Source organism: Pectinatus haikarae, assembly GCF_050916305.1.
Classification (GTDB): domain Bacteria; phylum Bacillota; class Negativicutes; order Selenomonadales; family Selenomonadaceae; genus Pectinatus; species Pectinatus haikarae.
On sequence record NZ_CP116940.1, the window covers coordinates 2,229,684 to 2,248,935 of the forward strand.

The 19,252-nt window shown below is 38.9% G+C and carries 17 protein-coding genes; 14 read left to right on the forward strand and 3 right to left on the reverse strand.

The genetic code is table 11. The features are described 5' to 3' along the window. Nucleotides 1–2: 2 nt before the first annotated feature. Nucleotides 3–755 (forward strand): succinate dehydrogenase iron-sulfur subunit, encoded by a 753-nt coding sequence (sdhB, locus tag NXG61_RS10815; protein WP_196603914.1) that lies wholly within the window; start codon nt 3–5, stop codon nt 753–755. 339 nt (nt 756–1,094) lie between these two features. Next, nucleotides 1,095–2,255, forward strand: a complete 1,161-nt coding sequence (locus NXG61_RS10820) for an MFS transporter (protein WP_196603913.1) — start codon at nt 1,095–1,097, stop codon at nt 2,253–2,255. A 48-nt stretch (nt 2,256–2,303) separates the two neighbouring features. On the opposite strand, the gene ruvX is transcribed toward NXG61_RS10820, so the two are convergent. The 3 genes from ruvX to alaS are packed head-to-tail and all read right to left on the reverse strand — an operon-like array spanning nt 2,304 to nt 5,657. Beyond that, nucleotides 2,304–2,726 (reverse strand): Holliday junction resolvase RuvX, encoded by a 423-nt coding sequence (ruvX, locus tag NXG61_RS10825; protein WP_196603912.1) that lies wholly within the window; start codon nt 2,724–2,726, stop codon nt 2,304–2,306. Nucleotides 2,727–2,740: 14 nt separating this feature from the next. Next, complete coding sequence (locus tag NXG61_RS10830) at nt 2,741–2,998, reverse strand: IreB family regulatory phosphoprotein (RefSeq protein ID WP_196603911.1); 258 nt, start codon at nt 2,996–2,998, stop codon at nt 2,741–2,743. A 34-nt stretch (nt 2,999–3,032) separates the two neighbouring features. Beyond that, on the reverse strand, nt 3,033–5,657 hold the full coding sequence (gene alaS / locus NXG61_RS10835) for an alanine--tRNA ligase (RefSeq protein WP_307224744.1): 2,625 nt from the start codon (nt 5,655–5,657) through the stop codon (nt 3,033–3,035). 259 nt (nt 5,658–5,916) lie between these two features. Here alaS and pckA point away from each other — a divergent pair, with 259 nt between their 5' ends. From pckA to NXG61_RS10895, 12 genes are all read left to right on the forward strand, one after another. Continuing rightward, complete coding sequence (gene pckA / locus NXG61_RS10840; protein WP_196603909.1) at nt 5,917–7,491, forward strand: phosphoenolpyruvate carboxykinase (ATP); 1,575 nt, start codon at nt 5,917–5,919, stop codon at nt 7,489–7,491. Between the two features lie 323 nt (nt 7,492–7,814). Further along, nucleotides 7,815–8,642, forward strand: coding sequence for an SDR family oxidoreductase (locus NXG61_RS10845; RefSeq protein ID WP_307224742.1), 828 nt, complete (start codon nt 7,815–7,817; stop codon nt 8,640–8,642). A 198-nt stretch (nt 8,643–8,840) separates the two neighbouring features. Next, complete coding sequence (locus NXG61_RS10850; RefSeq protein ID WP_307224740.1) at nt 8,841–10,013, forward strand: iron-containing alcohol dehydrogenase; 1,173 nt, start codon at nt 8,841–8,843, stop codon at nt 10,011–10,013. 129 nt (nt 10,014–10,142) lie between these two features. Beyond that, a complete protein-coding gene (locus tag NXG61_RS10855; RefSeq protein ID WP_196603906.1) occupies nt 10,143–10,796 on the forward strand; it encodes a flavodoxin in 654 nt (217 codons plus the stop codon). Between the two features lie 319 nt (nt 10,797–11,115). Continuing rightward, nucleotides 11,116–11,244 (forward strand): hypothetical protein, encoded by a 129-nt coding sequence (locus NXG61_RS10860; protein ID WP_432748922.1) that lies wholly within the window; start codon nt 11,116–11,118, stop codon nt 11,242–11,244. A gap of 290 nt (nt 11,245–11,534) precedes the next feature. Then, on the forward strand, nt 11,535–14,126 hold the full coding sequence (locus NXG61_RS10865) for a 3'-5' exonuclease (RefSeq protein ID WP_307224734.1): 2,592 nt from the start codon (nt 11,535–11,537) through the stop codon (nt 14,124–14,126). A 178-nt stretch (nt 14,127–14,304) separates the two neighbouring features. After that, on the forward strand, nt 14,305–15,369 hold the full coding sequence (gene mltG / locus NXG61_RS10870) for an endolytic transglycosylase MltG (protein ID WP_307224732.1): 1,065 nt from the start codon (nt 14,305–14,307) through the stop codon (nt 15,367–15,369). Nucleotides 15,370–15,392: 23 nt separating this feature from the next. Further along, nucleotides 15,393–15,983 (forward strand): O-methyltransferase, encoded by a 591-nt coding sequence (locus NXG61_RS10875; RefSeq protein WP_307224731.1) that lies wholly within the window; start codon nt 15,393–15,395, stop codon nt 15,981–15,983. After that, nucleotides 15,958–17,223: a peptidase U32 family protein gene (locus NXG61_RS10880; RefSeq protein ID WP_432748923.1), complete on the forward strand. Its 1,266-nt coding sequence runs from the start codon at nt 15,958–15,960 to the stop codon at nt 17,221–17,223. Before NXG61_RS10875 ends, NXG61_RS10880 begins: the two co-directional genes overlap by 26 nt. 50 nt (nt 17,224–17,273) lie before the next feature. Next, on the forward strand, nt 17,274–17,546 hold the full coding sequence (locus NXG61_RS10885) for an acylphosphatase (RefSeq protein WP_196603900.1): 273 nt from the start codon (nt 17,274–17,276) through the stop codon (nt 17,544–17,546). A gap of 35 nt (nt 17,547–17,581) precedes the next feature. Continuing rightward, a complete protein-coding gene (gene aroQ / locus NXG61_RS10890; protein WP_196603899.1) occupies nt 17,582–18,034 on the forward strand; it encodes a type II 3-dehydroquinate dehydratase in 453 nt (150 codons plus the stop codon). Next, on the forward strand, nt 18,024–19,091 hold the full coding sequence (locus tag NXG61_RS10895; protein WP_196603898.1) for a M24 family metallopeptidase: 1,068 nt from the start codon (nt 18,024–18,026) through the stop codon (nt 19,089–19,091). Before aroQ ends, NXG61_RS10895 begins: the two co-directional genes overlap by 11 nt. Nucleotides 19,092–19,252 lie beyond the last annotated feature (161 nt).

Here is a 19,252-nt window from a genome sequence, read left to right on the forward strand (position 1 = left end):
TAATGTCAGAACAAAAAACAGTACATTTTATTATAGAACGTCAGGATAGTCCTGACAGTAAACCTTATACCGAAGAATTTTTAGTGCCGTATCGTCCGGCTCTTAATGTTGTGGCTGCCTTGATGGAAATTCAGAAAAAACCCGTCACAAAGGATGGTAAAAAGACTACGCCCGTAGTATGGGAATGTAATTGTCTTGAAAAGGTCTGCGGTGCCTGCATGATGGTAATAAATGGTAAAGCAAGACAAGCCTGTGCAACTCTTGTTGATCAGATTCCGCAGCCTATACGTCTTGCACCTGCACGTACTTTTCCGGTAATACGTGATTTGCAGATTGATCGTTCAGTTATGTTTGAAAGTCTTAAGCGCATTCAAGGCTGGGTAGAAATAGACGGAAGCTGGGAAGTCAATACGGCCCCTATTCAGAATCCATATACAGCTGCTACAGCTTATGAAATATCGCATTGCATGACTTGTGGCTGTTGTTTGGAAGCATGTCCAAATGTTGGCCCGCAGTCTGATTTTATCGGACCTGCTCCTACTGTTCAGGCATATCTGTTCAATTTAAATCCTCTTGGAAAGTTCGATAAAGAAAAGCGCCTTAATGCCTTAATGGAAAAAGGCGGTATCACGAGCTGCGGAAACAGTCAAAATTGTGTTGAAGTATGTCCTAAGGATATAAAACTTACAACATATCTTGCACAGCTCAATCGTGATGTTAATAAACAGGCCTTAAAGAATATTTTCAACAAATGATTTTGATTTAAATTTATTGCGCTGGCAATCGGTCCGGTGTAGTATAGAAAGTCTGCAGCTCTTTTATTTTAAGAGGTGCAGACTTTTTGTTTTGCAAAAAACAGAAGGCAGCTGATCATAATAGATTTATAAGAACTGTGACATATATTCATACATAAAAATTTTTTTATTTAAAATGATATAAGGAAAATCAGAGTGAATACTACCTGATTGTAGAGTGTCTTCCTAAAAAGTGCGTACTTACTTCACTGTGGAATTTAGTATATAATGAACCTCGGAATATTCCAAAAAAATATACTGAGGGTGAAAAATTCATTGTATAAAAAAGACGATCAAATTATGATTATTATATTTTCCATAGGTTTTTTAATGGGAATAGGCGTGGATTTATATGTACCTTCTCTGCCTGTGATCGAAAAATATTTCGGAACCCAGCAAAATCTGGTTCAGCTGGGAATCAGCCTGTATATGCTGGGTTATGGTGTTGCACAGATTGTTTTTGGAATATGTTCGGATTCTGTAGGGAGAAAAAAAATTCTGCAAATCAGCAGCATAATATACACTGTTTCAAGTTTCATATGTATTTATGCGCCGCATATTTTAGTTCTGGATTTTTTCAGATTTCTCCAGGGCGTGAGTGTTGCAGGCCTTGCTGCAGTGGCACGGGCCATGATCGTTGACAGTTTTTCAGGAAAAAAACTGATGAATGCTACAGGCTGGTTTGGCATCAGCTGGTCAATGGGGCCTATCATTGGCCCCTTCATAGGAAGTTATTTGCAACATTTACTTGGATGGAAAGCTGACTTTTTCTTTTTTACCTGTTATGGGTTGGGGATATATCTTTTTACTACTTATAAAATACCTGAAACCAATCTTAATTACACGAAAATGAATTTTGTATCTATAGAGAAAAATATCAAAAATGTACTTTTTAATCCTCTTTTTTTGTCTATGACTATAGTCGGTGGAATAGGGTACAGTATAATCGTCATTTTTAATATTGTAGGGCCTTTTCTTATACAAAATATTATGGGATATGGTGTGATTATTTACGGATATATCGCGTTGCTGCTCGGAGCAGCTTATTTCATGGGCTGCATGTTTAATCGTTTTGCCGGTAAATATTTTACAGTTCAAAAGATAATGTATTGGTCAACATGGACCGCAATAGGAATTTCTATTATAATGCTTTTAATGGCGTTTATAGTGAAAAATTCCTTATTTATGCTATTGCCCTGTATCAGTGCAATTTTTTGCTGCTGCGGCTTTATTGTACCGTGTTCGCTGGTGAGAACAATGTCCATTTTTAAAAGCATCGCCGGCACAGCCAGTTCGGTGTTTGGTTCTTTATCCGGTATTATTGTTGCAGTGATAACAATATTTGCAGGAGAACTAGAAATGGCATCCAGCTTTTATCTGGCTTTGATTTATATTGTGCTTTTTAGTATCGCTATGATTCTTATTGTCCTGTGCGAAAAAAAATATTTTACAGAAAAATAGTAATTATAAAGAAAAGGCTAAACCAATTTTTCGGTTCAGCCTTTTCTTTTATAACTTTTGCGGATTACTGTCCAAATAACCCTGTAATATAAATACAGCAGCCATTTTATCAATTATTTTGCGGCGCTTTGCGCGGCTCACGTCCGCAGCAATCAGATAACGTTCAGCTGCAACAGTGGAAAGTCGTTCATCCCAAAAAATAATGTCCTTGTCGACAATAGATTCTTTTAAATGATCAGCAAACTCTCTTACGATATCACATCGTTCGCCTTCAGTGCCATTCATGTTGCGCGGCAGACCTATAACTATTTTATCAACATCATATTCAACTATAAGCTCCTGTAAACGCTGTAAGTCACTTTGCCATGATTCACGCCTTATTGTTTCAATTCCCTGCGCAGTCAGCATTAAAGCATCACTGACTGCTATACCTATTGTCTTGTCTCCAACATCAAGGCCTATGATACGCATAGCATCCTCCCGCGTCACGTTTCTTTTTTATTCAAATAAAATTTCACCAGTTCAGCCAGAAGTTCATCACGCTCCATGCCACGAATTTTGCTTCTGGCATCTTTATAGCTGGTTATGTATGCAGGATCACCCGACAACAGATAACCGACCAGCTGATTTATGGGATTATATCCTTTTTCCTGCATAGCAGAGCAGACATCTCTTATTACTGTTTCGGCTTTGTTTTTGTCAATACCAAACTTAAACATCATCGTTTCTTCCATATTGGACATAAAAATCACGTTCCTTTCCGGGAAAAAGCCGTAGTCACTGATTACCAATCTGTGCATCTAAGACAGACAGAGCTTTTTCAAAAGCCATAGGCAGTTTGTTGGCATATTTGCCTCCTGCCTGTGCAATATTTGGACGGCCGCCACCATTGCCGCCAAGCACCTGAGCGCTTTCTTTGATGATCCTTCCGGCATGAATACCCCTCTCAACAGCTTCCTTGGATGCTTTTACGACAAGATTGACCTTATCATCAGCTATTACTGAAGCGAGAATTACCACTCCATTTTCAACTTTGTCGCAAGTAGTGTCCGCAAGATTGCGCAGTTCATCCATATTGTCCGTGTTAGCTTTTCCTGTAAGAACATTTACACTGCCATGCGGTTTTACAGCCATCAAAAGTTTTTGCGAATCCAATTTGGCCTGCATTTCTTTTACAACATGGAGCTGATGCTTGATTTCTTTATTTTCGCTTATCAATGTATCCAGTTTTTCTACTAAATTTGTCCGCTCTGCCTTCAATGACGCAGCCGCTTCATCAAGAATGTTTAATTGCCCATTTACATAGGAATAGGCAGCTGAACCAGTCAGAGCCTCAATACGTCTTATTCCTGCTGCTATACCGCTTTCGGCAATAATTTTGAAAAGTCCTATCTGACCAATATTTTCAACATGATTACCGCCGCAAAGTTCCATACTGAAATCTGGAACAGTGACTACACGCACAATATCACCATATTTTTCACCGAATAAAGCCATAGCGCCTTTTTCTTTTGCTTCCTTTTGTGCCATATGAGTTATTTCGACAGGTAATGCTTTTAGGATCTCATCATTGACAATTTTTTCAACTTCTGTAAGCTGTTTTGTCGAAACAGGTTCAAAGTTGGAAAAATCGAATCGCAAATGTTCGGCAGTCACTGATGAACCAGCCTGATTTACCTGTTCGCCGACAACTTTCTTCAATGCCGCCTGCAATAAATGCGTCGCTGTATGGTTGCGAGCTGAGGCTAATTTCCTAGTTATGTCAATGTTTAAAGTTAATGTGTCGCCAGTACGAATCAATCCCTCTGTGACATAAGCTATATGATAAACTGTTCCATTAGGTAATTTTTTCGTATTGACTACATGAGCCTTACCCATTTCACCGACAAGTTCGCCGCAGTCACCAATCTGCCCGCCGCCTTCAGCATAGAAGGGAGTTGTGTCAAAAATTATCCCCGCCTCGTCGCCATCCTGCAGAGTATCGGTTACCTGGGCATTTTTCCAGATGCAGACTATCTTGGCAGTCCGAGCAGCAGGATCACAGGTAAGTTTTTCTACATCCAGGTCACGCAGATCTGGTATGTCTATACGCTTATTTTCTTGACGAGCTTGTCTGGCACGTTCTCTTTGTGCTTCCATAGCCCTATCAAAGCCATCTTTGTCAAGTGAAAGGTTATTTTCATGAAGTATTTCATCGGTCAATTCACAGGGAAAACCATATGTATCATAAAGCTTAAATCCTGTTTCGCCATCAAGGACCGTAGTTCCTGCAACAGAAAGTTTTTGGATTTCCTCATCTAACAGAGAAATACCCTGTGTGAGTGTTTGGTGGAATCTTTTTTCTTCAATACTGATGACTTTTTTTATATAATCCCTGCGTTCGGTGAGACCCTCATAAACACCTTTATAAATTTCGGCTACCACATCGACAGCATCTGCCAGGAAAGATTTTTCTATACCAAGCATACGCCCGTGGCGTACAGCCCTGCGCAATATGCGACGCAAAACATATCCTCTGCCCTCGTTGGAAGGAAGAATGCCGTCCATTACCATTACAGTAATACTGCGCGCATGGTCAGCTATAACTTTTAAAGAGACATCGGTTTTGTTATCTTGATTATATTTTACACCGGAAATATTGGCCGCATACTCAATAATTGGATACAATAAATCTGTCTCAAAATTGGTTGGTTTTTCCTGTACGACCGATGCAAGACGTTCTAAGCCCGCTCCTGTATCTATATTCTTTTTTACCAATGGTAGATATTCACCACTGTCAGTGCGGTCATACTGTGTAAATACGAGATTCCATATTTCAAGATATCGATCACAATCACAGCCCGGAGCACAATCAGGGCTGCCGCAGCCGCGTTCTTCACCAAGATCTATATAAATTTCTGAGTCAGGACCGCAGGGACCGGTGCCTATTTCCCAAAAATTATCTTCCATGCGAACTATTTGTTCGGGATTTACAGATGTTTTTTCTGTCCAAATTTTATAAGCTTCTTCATCTTTCGGATAAATGCTTACCCATAATTTATCAGCAGGCAGCTCAAGTTCTTCAGTAAGAAAATTCCAAGCCCACGGTATAACCTCTTCCTTAAAATAATCACCGAAGGAAAAGTTACCCAGCATTTCAAAGTATGTTTGGTGGCGGGCAGTACGTCCTACGTTTTCGATATCACCAGTGCGGACGCAGCGCTGACTTGTAGTTATGCGCGTATGAGGCGGTTTCATCTTACCTGTAAAAAATGGTTTAAAAGGAGCCATGCCTGCTCCTATCATCAGCAAGGAAGGATCATTCTCAGGTATCAAAGAGAAGCTCGGTAAACGAAGATGATCTCTTTGTGCAAAATATTGCAAGAATTTTTCCCGCAACTCATTGCCGCTCATGTATTTCAAATTGTTCTACCTCCAAAATTGTATAATCACACAAATATATTTCATTATATAAAAATACTATTGCAAAGTCAATTATGGGGAAAATAACAGTGATATTATAAAAAAAGTAAAGCATCTGACTATAACTGTAATGAATGAAACAATAATTTATATAAATTATTTGAAAAATTAGAAGGAAATAAAAATAATAAATAGAAGTATAAAATATTAAGAAATTCGAATGAGCCTATATCATATTAATGAAAGAAGTTGACCACCCATGGAAAACAAAAAATTTTCGGCAGCTGATATTTTGTCCAATGCACGTATGATATCACGGGATCTCAGTGTTTCAGAACTTTTTGAAGAGGCTATAATAAACAGAGAAGCTGTATTGTCGAGAAGAGGCGCAATTTGCATATATACGGGACAGTATACAGGCAGATCGCCAAAAGATAGATTCATTGTGGATACTACATCTGTTCATAATATTGTAAGCTGGTCGAATAATGCACCTTGCACAGAAGAGACTTTTAAGCGTTTGTACGCCAAAATGAAAAATTTTGCCAGAGATCATAAACTGTATGTCAGTGATAACTATGTAGGGGCCGATCCGGAGCATAGGCTGCAGATAAAATGTATAACAGAATATGCAGCACAACATCTTTTTCTTAAAGAATTGTTTATAAAACCGGAAAAACCGCCTGCTGCACCGGAGGATTTCACACTTGTCTGTTTCCCAAGTGTGAAAGCTAACCCGCTTGAAGATTCCGTTCATTCAGAAGCTTTTATAATAATAAATTTTGACTATAAAATAGTGATAATCGGCGGAACGAAATACTGTGGAGAAATGAAAAAATCAATTTTCTCGGTAATGAATTATATTCTGCCGCAAAAGGGAATATTGTCCATGCATTGTTCTGCCAATGTGGGCAAAGATGGTAAAACCGCTATTTTCTTTGGGTTGAGCGGAACGGGGAAAACTACTTTATCGGCCGATCCCAATAGAAGGCTTATAGGTGATGACGAACATGGGTGGAGCGAACATGGCATTTTTAATATTGAAGGCGGCTGTTATGCAAAATGCATCCATCTTACAGAAGAAACTGAGCCTGAAATATATCGCGCCATAAAGTATGGTGCAGTTCTTGAAAATGTAGTGCTTGATCCCAAAACACGAAAAGAAGATTATGATGATGCGAGATATACAGAAAACACACGTGTAGCATATCCGCTGGAATATATTCCTAATGCCATTCACCCAAGTATGGCAGGACATCCTACAGCCATTATCTTTCTCACTGCCGATGCCTTTGGCGTATTGCCGCCGATTTCCAGACTCAACCCCAAACAGGCTATGTATCATTTCCTTTCGGGGTACACCAGTAAAGTAGCCGGTACGGAGCGCGGCATTATAGGCCCGCAGGCCACTTTTTCCATAGGCTTTGGCGAACCGTTTCTGCCGCTTTCTCCTCTAAAATATGCCCGGCTTCTTGAACAAAAAATACAGGAACATAATACCAAGGTATATTTAGTGAACACAGGATGGACGGGCGGGCCCTACGGCATTGGTTCCAGAATGAAGTTGAAATATACGCGTGCCATGATTACAGCGGCACTGGAAGGACAGCTCGATAATATAGGCTGGACAAATGATTCAATTTTTAAAGTCGAGGTCCCGGATTATTGTCCTGATGTGCCTTCAGATATTTTAAAACCGGCAAATACTTGGACTGACAAGGGTGCATACAAACGTCAGGCTGCAAAACTGGTAGGGTTGTTTACCAAAAATGTAAAAAGATTTAGAGGAGAAATGGCTGATGATATATTGAGCACAGGTCCGAGCATGCAATGAACATTTGCTGATAGAAAATAAATTGGAAAGTCACTTATGATAGATAAAAATAGGCAAAACGCTTCCAGAAATAATGGAGGCGTTTTACTTTTTTCCGTTAATATGAGGCCCAGTCATTTAATAGTTTTTTACTTAACGGACAAGTGATAATAGATTATTCATTTTCAGTAATATTGTCAACAAATTTTATACAACAAAATAAATAAGTTTTTCTTATGGAAAGTATGGAAAATCGGAATTGATTCAGAGTATCAGGGCACATAAAATAAAAATAGGAAAAAGGTTGATATACAGAATGAATAAAAATTTGGAGGAAATATAAAATGCGTACTTGGTTTATTACTGGTGTATCCAGCGGGTTTGGCAATGAGATGACAAGACAGATATTGGCACAGGGAGACCGGGTTATCGGCACCGTTCGCAGCCGGAAGAAAATGAAGGACCTGATTGTAAGATATCCGGATACCTTTGATTGTCAGCTGCTTGATGTGACCGATGTTCCGGCAGTACATCGTACGGTTTCTGAAGCCTTTGAAAAATACGGAGAAATTGATGTGGTTATCAGCAATGCAGGTTATGGACTTTTTGGCTGTGCCGAAGAGCTTTCAGATGCTCAAGTTGATCATATTCTGGCGACAAATCTTGCCGGATCGATTCAGATCATCCGTTCGGCACTCCCCTATATGCGGCTGCAGCAGAGAGGACGGATTATTCAGATATCATCATACGGCGGGCAAGTTGCTTATCCGGCGAATTCTATGTATCACGCGACAAAATTCGGGATAGAAGGTTTTTGTGAATCGGTAGCTCAGGAAATGGCCCAGTTTGGCATAGGCATGACTATTGTTGAACCGGGTGGGGCACGTACAGAGTTCCGCTACGGCAGTGCAAAAATAGCAAATCTCATGCCGGAATATAAGTCTTCTCATGCATTTTTAGATATGCTGGATGCTTCCAAGAATCTGGCACCCGGTGATCCTGTAAAAATGGCTGCGCGTATTATTGAAAGTACAGGACAAAACCCTGCGCCGCTTCGTATTGTATTTGGTTCACAGGCATTGAAAGCTACTATTGAATGTTTGGAAAAGCGAATTGATGAATATAAAGCACAGGAAGAGTTGGCAGCATCAACTGATATCATAAGCAAATAATTTTTCGGATTTTTTCCTTTATTTTTTCAAAAACACTTGCGATGGAGTTAGCTTCAAGTGATACGATAAAATTAATCCAGAATAAAACTGAATAATTATATAAAAACAGGAGGCGTACTTTATAGAAATTTCAAACCGCTGTCTACATGAGAAAATGCTGCAATGAAGTCATCGTATAAGAAGAAAGGATAATTTAAAATGAAAAATTTTGTTTTTCAAAACACGACTAAAATTTATTTTGGGCAGAATCAGTTAAATCATTTAGGGGAGGAGATAAAACTATATGGTTCACGTATACTGCTGGTATACGGAGGAGGGTCAATTAAGCGTATCGGTCTTTATGATAGTGTCATGAAAGAGCTCAAGAAAAATAAATTGACAGTATTTGAGTTGGCCGGCGTTGAACCGAATCCAAGGCATACGACTGTAAATAAAGGGGCAGCGATTTGTAAAAAAGAACAAATTGATATTATTCTTGCCGTGGGCGGAGGTTCAACTATTGACTGCTCTAAGGCAATTGCTACGGCGAGATATTATGACGGTGACAGCTGGGATATTGTCAGCGGAAAAGTACCAGTAACTCAAGCTCTTCCGCTATTTACAGTATTAACGATCGCAGCGACCGGTTCGGAAATGGACTGCGGCGGTGTTATCAGCAATATGGAAACAAATGAAAAGCTGGGATTGGTGCATCCGCTGCTTCAGCCGAAGGTTTCTTTTCTTGATCCGGCCAATACTTTTTCAGTCAGTGCTTATCAAACTGCCTGCGGAAGTGCAGATATACTTTTGCACATATTTGATTGTTTCTATTTTGCCGATCCGGAAGGCAAAATGGATATGATTGATCGTATTATGGAAGAAATCATTAAGACTGTGATAAAATATGCACCTATTGCTATCAGTAAACCAGATGATTATGAAGCACGTGCTAATTTAATGTGGGCGGCTTCATGGGCACTTAATGGCTTTCTTGGTACAGGAACGGTTATGGCTCCAACATGTCATATGATCGAACATGAAGTTTCGGCATTTTATGATATAACGCATGGACACGGTCTGGCAATTCTTGCACCGCGCTGGATGGAATATATTTTGGATGAGACAACAGCACCGCAATTCAAAAATTTTGGTGTAAATGTTTTTGGTGTTGACGCTGCACTCTCTGATATGGCTGGGGCAAAGGCAGCTATAGCGAAATTTAAAGACTTTCTATTTGATACATTGGGTCTTAAAAGCAAATTATCTGATCTTGGCATTGATGATAAGAATTTTTCTATTATGGCAAAGAAAGCTTGTTCCAATGGAATACTGTCAGGATATAAAAAGCTGACACCAGTAGATGTTGAAGCTATTTTTAAAATGTGTCTATAAGGAAAAGCAGGAGAGTATTAAAAAAATTATACCAGTCAAACTTGAATGATTAAATGCACAGTATCGGTTTATTTACAATATATTTTTGATGCGAATAAAATAAGGCAAATTGAAACGGAGGAGCAGATAATGCGTTTGAAACAAAAAAAAATTTATTTAATGATAATGCTTGGACTGTTTTTATTGGTCTCAGGCTGCGGCAGTCAAACGGACGAAAAAGCCGCAGCTGTACAGCAGGAGCCGGTAAATGGTACTGTGCCTGAAAAAGAAACGGCATCAGCAGAAAATAGTGAAACAAGCAATTTGAGAGGGAAAAAGATTTTGATAGCTTATTTTTCTCATACAAAGCATACTCAGCAATTTGCCCAAATTATTCAGCAAAATACGGGAGGAGATTTGTTTGAGATCGAACCCAAAAATCCGTATCCCACAGATTATGATACTGTTGTAGCGCAAGCAAAACAGGAAGTAAATTCAGGCTATACACCCGAATTAAAACAGGATATCGATACGAATTATTATGATGTAATTTTTATAGGCACGCCGGTTTGGTGGTATACTTTCGCTCCGCCGATACGTACATTTCTCACGCAGCATGATTTATCGGGCAAGGTGATTATTCCGTTTACCACTCATAAAGGAAGTGGCTTGTCCGGTATTGATAATAAAATTAAAGAGCTGCAGCCAGATGCAGATATCCTGGCAGGACTTGCTGTTTGGGATGATACAGCACCAAAAGAAAGCGATAATATCAAAAAATGGCTTCAAGGGTTGAACTTTTAAAAAATTGTTTGAAATACCAGCATTCTGACGATTTTATTTCTGCAAAACTGTCTTTAGAGAAATTTTTATTTGACTATTTGATAATTTTCGGAGGATGCTCTGCGGGGACATATTATCTGCTGTTATTTTTGCAAAAAAGAGGCTGATTTTATGAAGAGGTTGCTTAATATACTAATAATACTTTTGGCAGGAAGTTTTTTCTGCCTTTTTTTCTATTTTTATTATGCTGTGAGCGGAGATTTCGTATCAGAAAAAGAATATGCGCGTATGTCAAAAGACTTAGTTGAACAGAGTATTACTTCAGACCAGAGGCAATGTTTTGAACAGAAGCTTGAATGATAATCTCTGGAGGGCAAGCGTCATTATTATAACGGTATTGATAGCAAAATATGATGCTGCTGATGTAAAGAACGACGATATGAATATGGAAAAGCAGTGGATTGCGTGAACTAAAAATATTGGAAGCATTGATAATGTTGACGATCAACTCGTTTTTGCTTACAATAAGTGTACGAGCTCATAGTGCGGTAAGCGTATTATAGCTGGGCGGGGGAGGAACGTAAATAAGGATGGTATCACGAGCTCCGGTTCACCCCTGTATAAGATTGAAGAGTTTTATATGAGGGCAGCTGGAGCTTTTTCAATGAGAATAGTGCCTTGCACAATGTTTCCGGCAGAAGAATTACAATATATATTGATTTAGCAGTAAAATGCATAGAGTGATAATATGGGAGCAACATGGATAAAATATTAAATGACAAACAGCTGGAAGTGGTGAATGAGCTTGAGCATAATGTACTTCTCAGTGCTTCTGCCGGTACAGGAAAAACAAATACGCTCATATACAGAATAGCTGCCATAATAGATAAGGAAAAGGCGCTGCCGGAAGAAATATTGTGTCTTACCTTTACTAATAAGGCCTGCGGAGAGATAAAGGAACGTATCTCGATACTACTTGCCCAAAAAGGTGCCGGAGTAAAAATATGTACTTTTCATAGTTTTTGCTATGATGTAATTAAAGCTGAAGCGAAAAAAATTTCGGATTTATTTACTGATTTTATCATTTTTGATGAGGATGACTGCCAGGAAGTTGTGCGAAAAGTAAATTTCTATGGGATAGCTTCAAATAAGGCATTGCAATATTTTATTGATTTGGTCAAACAATATCGGGCGGTTTATGATTATTGTACAGATGATGTGAAGAGTGATTATGCAAAGGTAATAAAACATTTATTCGTTGAACAAATCGATAAAATAAGCAACATATGTGTAACGCCCCAATATTATCAGGATGAAAGAATGCTGGAGGCGGTGAAACAAAATGGTGCGGATATAGTGACTGATTATAACAGGCAGTTAGCTGATATGCATGGGCTTGACTTTACAGACCTCATTGTTCGGACATACGAATTATTTAAAGATGATGCAGTAGTAAAAATATGGCGGCACAAATATAAATATATCAATATAGACGAGATGCAGGACACCAGCAGCTTGGAATATGATATTTTATCCCGTCTGTTTGTACATAACAATATCCTGCTGTGCGGTGATTATTTTCAAACTATTTATGAATGGCGCGGGTCTGATCCCGAATCAATTCTGCACAAATATAAAATTGATTATAAACCGGTTACAATCGCTTTTGATGAAAACTACCGTTCAACCAGAATTTTATTGAATGCATCATATGACTGCCTGGAAAATTTATTCGGCAAAAGCGTGCGTAAAGTATATAAATCGGCAGTAAAATCAGCAAATGGGCTGCAGGGTGAAAAAATAACCGTCAAAGAAGCTGAAAATGCCGAGAATGAAGCGGCATGGATATTCGATGAAATACAGCAGCTGGGTAAGTCCGACAGGTGTCGAATATGTATTTTAACACGCAGCAATAAATATAATGAACGATTGAGCCGCTACTTAAACAATTTAAACGAAAATGTGCAGCGAGAAAAAAGAATTGATTTTATAATGGTCGATGAATTTAAGTTTTTCAGGCGTCAGGAAATAAAAGATGTTATGGCGTTCCTTAAATTACTGATGAATAGATATGACAGCAGCAGTTTGCAAAGAATTTTGAAAAAATTCGCAGCTGGGATAGGTGAAAAGACGATAGATACGGTACAGTCAGCTGCATATAGAAAAGTTGGCATCAGTCTGGTGGATTTTATTGATGAAAGAACATACAAAGATGACAATGATCCCTTCTGTCTTCTTTTACAGGCAGTGCAAGAGGAAAAAATTATCGTTTTTGATGTTGAAAGCACAGGAACTGATACCAGCAGGGATGAAATAATCCAAATCGCTGCGGTCAGGCTGGATCATGAGGGGAAGATCAAAGAGCGATTTGTCCATATATTAAAACCAATAAAAACGGTCGGAACATCATATTATGTGCATGGCTTTTCTGATGAATATTTGGAAAAAAATGGAGAACCTCCCGAAAAAATACTTGCCGCTTTCCGGGAATTTTCTATCGGAGCAGTGATCGTAGGGCATAATGTAAGCTATGATATAAGTATTTTTTGCAGTCAGCTGAATAGGATGAATTTACCGAAACCAGAATTTTTGACCAGCTATGATACTCTGGATATATATAGAAGATTCTATCCTAATTTACCAAACCATAAGCTCTCTTTTTTAAGCGATTATTTTTCTATAGAAGAAAAACCGACTCACAATGCATTTGATGATGTGATGGCAACGGCTTCACTGCTTATGCATGCTGTAAAAAATGATATCATCCCAACTGCTTCGCTGCGAAGGGACTATTTGAGAAAACATGTTGATCAATTTCGCTGGATGGCTGTAAAGCTGAATGAGCTAATTGAAAATAGTTTTATTTTGAGACCATATGAACTTATCGCCAAAATAATGAACGTGACTAAAATAAAGGAATTTTATCGAAATCAACCGGAGAAAATTGATCATATACGTGAATTTTACCTTATAGCTAAATATAATGATAATGCTGGCACGGCTCCGCGTGATTGTCTGGCAGAATTATTGAAAATGACGGCATTGTCCAATAATGAAATGGACCGCATGATTTCTGCTATTGATCGAATACCTATAATTACCGTGCATCAGGCCAAAGGTTCCGAGTTTGATTATGTTTTTCTTGCCGGAATGCAGGACGGGATTTTTCCGGCATATTTAGCAATAAAGGAAGGCAGTCTTGATGAAGAGAAAAGACTTTTTTATGTCGCACTCACACGTGCTAAAAAACATCTTTATATAAGCAGAAGCAAAATCAGCGAGCATGGTCGAAAAAACACTGTAAGCCGGTTCTTGGATGCTATTCCGGCAAAATACAGAAAAGATATATAAAAAAGCTTTGTGATGGGATCAAAATAAAAATTTGCATAAAATCTTTTTATATAGGATAATGTATTCAGCAAAGATTCGGATAGTAAGTGATGTCTTGCTGCAGAATGCGGTGATCATTTTGATGAAAAGCAGTCTTTGCTGATTTTAATAGAATGATAATCTGTGCGGAGGGATAATTTTGTCCGATATTCTGCAAAATATTGAAAAATATGGCAAAAAAATTTTTTTGTATGTAAAAAATGATAAAATATTTAGTATTCCTTTAAAATACGTAATAGGTGTGTTCTTTTTGTTTATGTTGACTGTGCTTATTGGTTTTCATTCGATCACTCCGGCTGATGACCAGGAGCAGATCGTCATTAATGTCAAACCGGGAATGCGTACCTCTCAAATAGCGGAATTGCTTAAGGATAAGAATATAATATATCATGATGTATATTTTAAGATACTGGCACAGCTTAAAGGACTCGACAAAGGCATGAAGGTCGGGGAATATGTTTTGCACCGCGGCATGAGCAGCACTGCAGTGATGGATGAATTAATCAAGGGACCGCAGACTGTAGTAATAAAGGTGACTGTTCCGGAAGGTTATACTGTGGAGCAAATAGCAGATCTCTTGGAAAGAAAAAAAATTACTTCGAAACAGGATTTTCTGACTCTGGCAAAAAAATATATTCCCTATGAATATATGCAAAACAGTGATCCGAATGTGAAGTATAAACTTGAAGGTTATCTTTTTCCCGATACATATGAATTTATTGAGGATACTCCGGCAAAAAAGGTAATAGATGCTATGACAGGTGAGTTTGATAAAAAAATTGATGCAAGTCTTCGTGAAAGAGCAAAGCAGATGAATCTTTCCATGCATGAACTGGTGGTCATGGCGTCACTTGTTGAAGCAGAAGCTAAATTTAATGAGGACCGTCCGCTCATAGCCCAGGTTTTTTTCAATAGATTGAAAATAAATATGCCTCTGCAGTCTGATACGACTATTCAATATGCGATGATTGAACGCAAAGAGAATGTATCTATAAAGGATACTAAAATAGATTCACCTTATAATACATATATACATTACGGATTGCCGCCGGGAGCTGTGGATAACCCGGGTATTGCCTCTGTAAGAGCCGTTTTGTATCCGCAGATGAATGATTATCTGTATTTTGTGGCAGATAGTGAGGGTCATAATCATTATAGCCGCACATATCAGGAACATCTTATTAACGTCAACAATATTGAGTGATATTTTTAGATTGGATTTTCAAAATGGAAAATTTATTGAATGAAATGCGTGAATATGCCTTAACATATAAGGTACCTATTATACGAGATCAGGCTGCCAGGATTTTGTGCAAAACAGCAGCTGAGGAAAAGCCGCATCGTATTTTAGAAATAGGAACAGCTATCGGTTATTCGGCACTTCTTTTGGCATATAGTATTTCCTCTGATGCAGAGATTATTACACTGGAAATAGATGATAAACGAATAAAGACAGCAGAGAGTTTTTTTTCCAGATCGCCTTATCACAATAATATAACTTTGCTAAAAGGAGATGCGGCCGAGACTCTCACTACATTATCGGGGAAGTTTGATTTCATTTTTATTGATGCGGCTAAAGGCCAATATGTTCGATATTTGCATGCTGTTCTGCCGTTGCTGTCTGCGGGTGGAACGATAGTTTCTGATAATGTGCTTTTCCGTGGTTATGTGGAAAGCGTGGGAAAACCGCCTCGCCGTTACAAAACAATAGTTAAAAGGCTTAGAGAATATATTTGTGAAATAAAAGCTAACAGATATTTCAAAACTACGATATATTATGAAGGGGATGGGCTTGCTGTTTCAAAAAAACAAATTTGAATTAAACGGAAGAGCAGAATTGCTTGCTCCGGCAGGAAATCTGGAGAAATTGAAAATAGCCATTTTATATGGTGCTGATGCGGTTTATTTGGGCGGAAAGAAGTTCGGACTGCGTTCCTACGGCGGCAATTTTTCTATGCAGGAAATGAACGAAGGCATAAAATTTGCTCATGACAAGGGTAAAAAAGTGTATGTGACAGTCAATATCTTTGCCCATAATGAAGATTTAGCCGGTATTCCGGATTATTTGCGCGAACTGGCAGAACTTGCTGTGGATGGTGTTCTTATTTCCGATCCCGGAGTGTTTGCTATGGCCAGACAAACGATACCGGAAATTCCGCTGCATGTAAGTACACAGGCTAATACAACAAATTGGGCTTCTGTGAACGCGTGGTCAGCTATGGGAGCCGGCAGAGTAGTTCTCGCCAGAGAGCTTTCTCTAAGAGAAATACAGACTATAAGACAAAAATCATCTGCTGAGCTTGAAATATTCGTACATGGCGCTATGTGCATTTCCTATTCGGGCCGTTGCGTCATGAGCAACTATATGACCGGCCGTGATTCAAATAAGGGGGCATGTGCTCAGGCATGCCGTTGGAATTATTCTCTTGTTGAGGAAAAGAGACCGGGAGAATATTATCCTGTTGAAGAAGACAGCAGAGGCAGTTATATTTTCAATTCAAAGGATATGTGTCTGCTGCCCTATTTGGATAAAGTAATTAACAGCGGAGTAAACAGTCTAAAAATAGAAGGGCGAATGAAAAGTGTTTATTACGTTGCGGGTGTCGTTAAAGCGTATAGAGAGGCCATAGATACTTATTATAAAGATCCGATCCTTTTTAAGCAGATGCAGAAAAAATGGCGCAATGACTTGGCTAAGATATCCCACAGACAATATACGGCAGGCTTTCTTCTGGCTAAGCCGGATCATGACGGACATGTATATGATACATCTTCTTATACACAGACAGCCGATTTTATCGGAATGGTTTTATCTTATGATGAGGAAACAAGCTTCGCAACGATAGAACAGCGAAACAATATGAAGCTTGGTCAGTATATTGAGGTATTTCAACCACATGGGCCGTCATATTATCAGAATATCCACATAATGAAAAATGATGAGGGAGAAAATATCGATACGGCTCCACATCCGCAGCAGATAATCAAAATGAAGATGGAGCATCCGGTAGAATCCGGTGCGATATTGCGGCGTGATATCACAAGACCTTTTGTCTGATAAAAAAAGCTTGTCAGACATAAAGATCGTACAGCAGAAAGAGGAAATGTATGGAAAGATACTTTGCCAAAGCATCCGGACGGGTGCAGGGGGTGGGATTCCGTTATTTTGTTCAATCCATTGGTAAGCAGTATGGGCTGTCGGGCTGGGTAATGAATATGGCTGATGGTACTGTCACAATGGAAGTACAGGGAGATAATGTACATTTGAATGCCTTTTTTTCTGAAATAAAAAAGGGTAATATATTTATAAAAGTTACTGCTATAGATATAAAATCCATAAATATGGTAGACGGCGACAGCGGTTTTGATATAAAATATTAACAATATATAAAATACGTAAATGGATAGTGGTTATTATGAAAAAAGTTCTTGTTCTGCATGGTCCAAATCTTAATCTTTTGGGTACACGGGAACCGGAAATATATGGCTCGGCAACTCTTGCAGACATAAATAATTTACTCAAGGAAGATGCCGATAAGGCCGGTATCGGCATTAATTTTAAACAAAGCAATTATGAAGGCGAGTTGATAGAGGCAATTCAGCAGTCGTCGGATTACGACTATATTATTTTAAATGCCGGTGCATTTACACATTATAGTATTGCTATTCGTGATGCTATTGCTTCTGTGCGGACTCCTGTGATAGAAGTGCATTTGTCTAATATTCATAAAAGAGAAGCATTCCGCAGCAATTCGGTCATCGCACCCGTGGCAGTGGGGCAGATCTGCGGGTTGGGTGTGGGCAGCTACATTGCTGCACTGCAATATATTATCACGGAATTGACTGGAGCTAAAAAAAATGGAAAATAACAGACTTTTTCGTTTAAGAAAACTTCTGGCGGAAAAAAATGCCGATGCCGTAGTTGTAAATAAAAATGAAAATGTTCATTATTTCAGCGGCTTCTATGGGGATGATTCGGCACTTGTAATAACACGTGAAAAAGAATATCTCATTACCGATTCGCGTTATCTGGAACAGGCGGCACAGCAGAGCAAGTTTCCTGCTGTGGAACAAAGAAAAGGCCTCCTCACAAAAATAAGTGAGATGATTCGTGCTGATGGTATAAAAACATTAGCATTTGAGACAAATGCACTTATGTATGCATCTTATGACGCTCTGCGTCAGATGCTGCCGGGAGTGAATTTCTCTGTTCCGATTAATCTGGACGGCTTGCGTATACAAAAGGAGCCGGAGGAAATAGAATTAATAAAAAAGGCTGTCGCGATAAGTGACAAAGCTTTTGAGCACATAATTGAGTATATCAAACCGGGACTTTCTGAAATAGATATAGCGGCTGAACTTGAACATACTATGCGCAGGCTTGGCAGTGAAAGACCTGCTTTCACTACAATTGTTGCTTCCGGTAAAAGAGGCAGTCTTCCGCACGGAACAGCTACTGAAAAGTTGATTCTTGACGGAGAATTTGTTACAATGGACTTTGGCGCTGTCTATAAAGGCTATCATTCGGATATTACGCGTACTGTATGTGTGGGCAGAGCATCAGACAAGCAGAAGAAAATATACGATATTGTTGCGCAGGCGCAACTCCTGGGGATAAAGAGCATCAAGTCCGAAACCGATGGGAAAACCATAGATGCACCTTCGCGGGATTTTATAAAAGCTGCAGGCTATGGCAGTAATTACGGTCACGGGCTTGGGCATGGGGTCGGTCTGGAAATTCATGAGCTTCCTCGTCTTTCTCCGCTGGCTCAGGATGTAATTATAAAAAAAGATATGCTTGTAACTGTTGAACCGGGAATATATATTCCTGATTTTGGCGGTGTACGAATAGAAGATACTACATTGGTTGGTGAACGTGGAGCTGTCATCCTGACAAAAAGCACCAAAGAACTTATGGAAATTTAGGGCGTTTTAGAACTGATATGAAAGAAGTTATCCAAAGCTTCAGAGATACATTAAGAAACTTGATGGTATGGCAGTAAAATATATTGGTGCATGGTTGCTGTAAATTTTTAATGGACGGTGTATCACATTTGGATAAAATAGATATAAAATATTAATTTGGA

Coding starts and splice junctions, on each gene's coding strand:
- sdhB (WP_196603914.1), top strand. CDS start 3: ATGTCAGAACAAAAAACAGTACATTTTATTATAGAACGTCAGGATAGT.
- NXG61_RS10820 (WP_196603913.1), top strand. CDS start 1,095: ATGATTATTATATTTTCCATAGGTTTTTTAATGGGAATAGGCGTGGAT.
- ruvX (WP_196603912.1), bottom strand. CDS start 2,726: ATGCGTATCATAGGCCTTGATGTTGGAGACAAGACAATAGGTATAGCA.
- NXG61_RS10830 (WP_196603911.1), bottom strand. CDS start 2,998: ATGTCCAATATGGAAGAAACGATGATGTTTAAGTTTGGTATTGACAAA.
- pckA (WP_196603909.1), top strand. CDS start 5,917: ATGGAAAACAAAAAATTTTCGGCAGCTGATATTTTGTCCAATGCACGT.
- NXG61_RS10845 (WP_307224742.1), top strand. CDS start 7,815: ATGCGTACTTGGTTTATTACTGGTGTATCCAGCGGGTTTGGCAATGAG.
- NXG61_RS10850 (WP_307224740.1), top strand. CDS start 8,841: ATGAAAAATTTTGTTTTTCAAAACACGACTAAAATTTATTTTGGGCAG.
- NXG61_RS10855 (WP_196603906.1), top strand. CDS start 10,143: ATGCGTTTGAAACAAAAAAAAATTTATTTAATGATAATGCTTGGACTG.
- NXG61_RS10865 (WP_307224734.1), top strand. CDS start 11,535: ATGGATAAAATATTAAATGACAAACAGCTGGAAGTGGTGAATGAGCTT.
- NXG61_RS10875 (WP_307224731.1), top strand. CDS start 15,393: ATGGAAAATTTATTGAATGAAATGCGTGAATATGCCTTAACATATAAG.
- NXG61_RS10885 (WP_196603900.1), top strand. CDS start 17,274: ATGGAAAGATACTTTGCCAAAGCATCCGGACGGGTGCAGGGGGTGGGA.
- aroQ (WP_196603899.1), top strand. CDS start 17,582: ATGAAAAAAGTTCTTGTTCTGCATGGTCCAAATCTTAATCTTTTGGGT.
- NXG61_RS10895 (WP_196603898.1), top strand. CDS start 18,024: ATGGAAAATAACAGACTTTTTCGTTTAAGAAAACTTCTGGCGGAAAAA.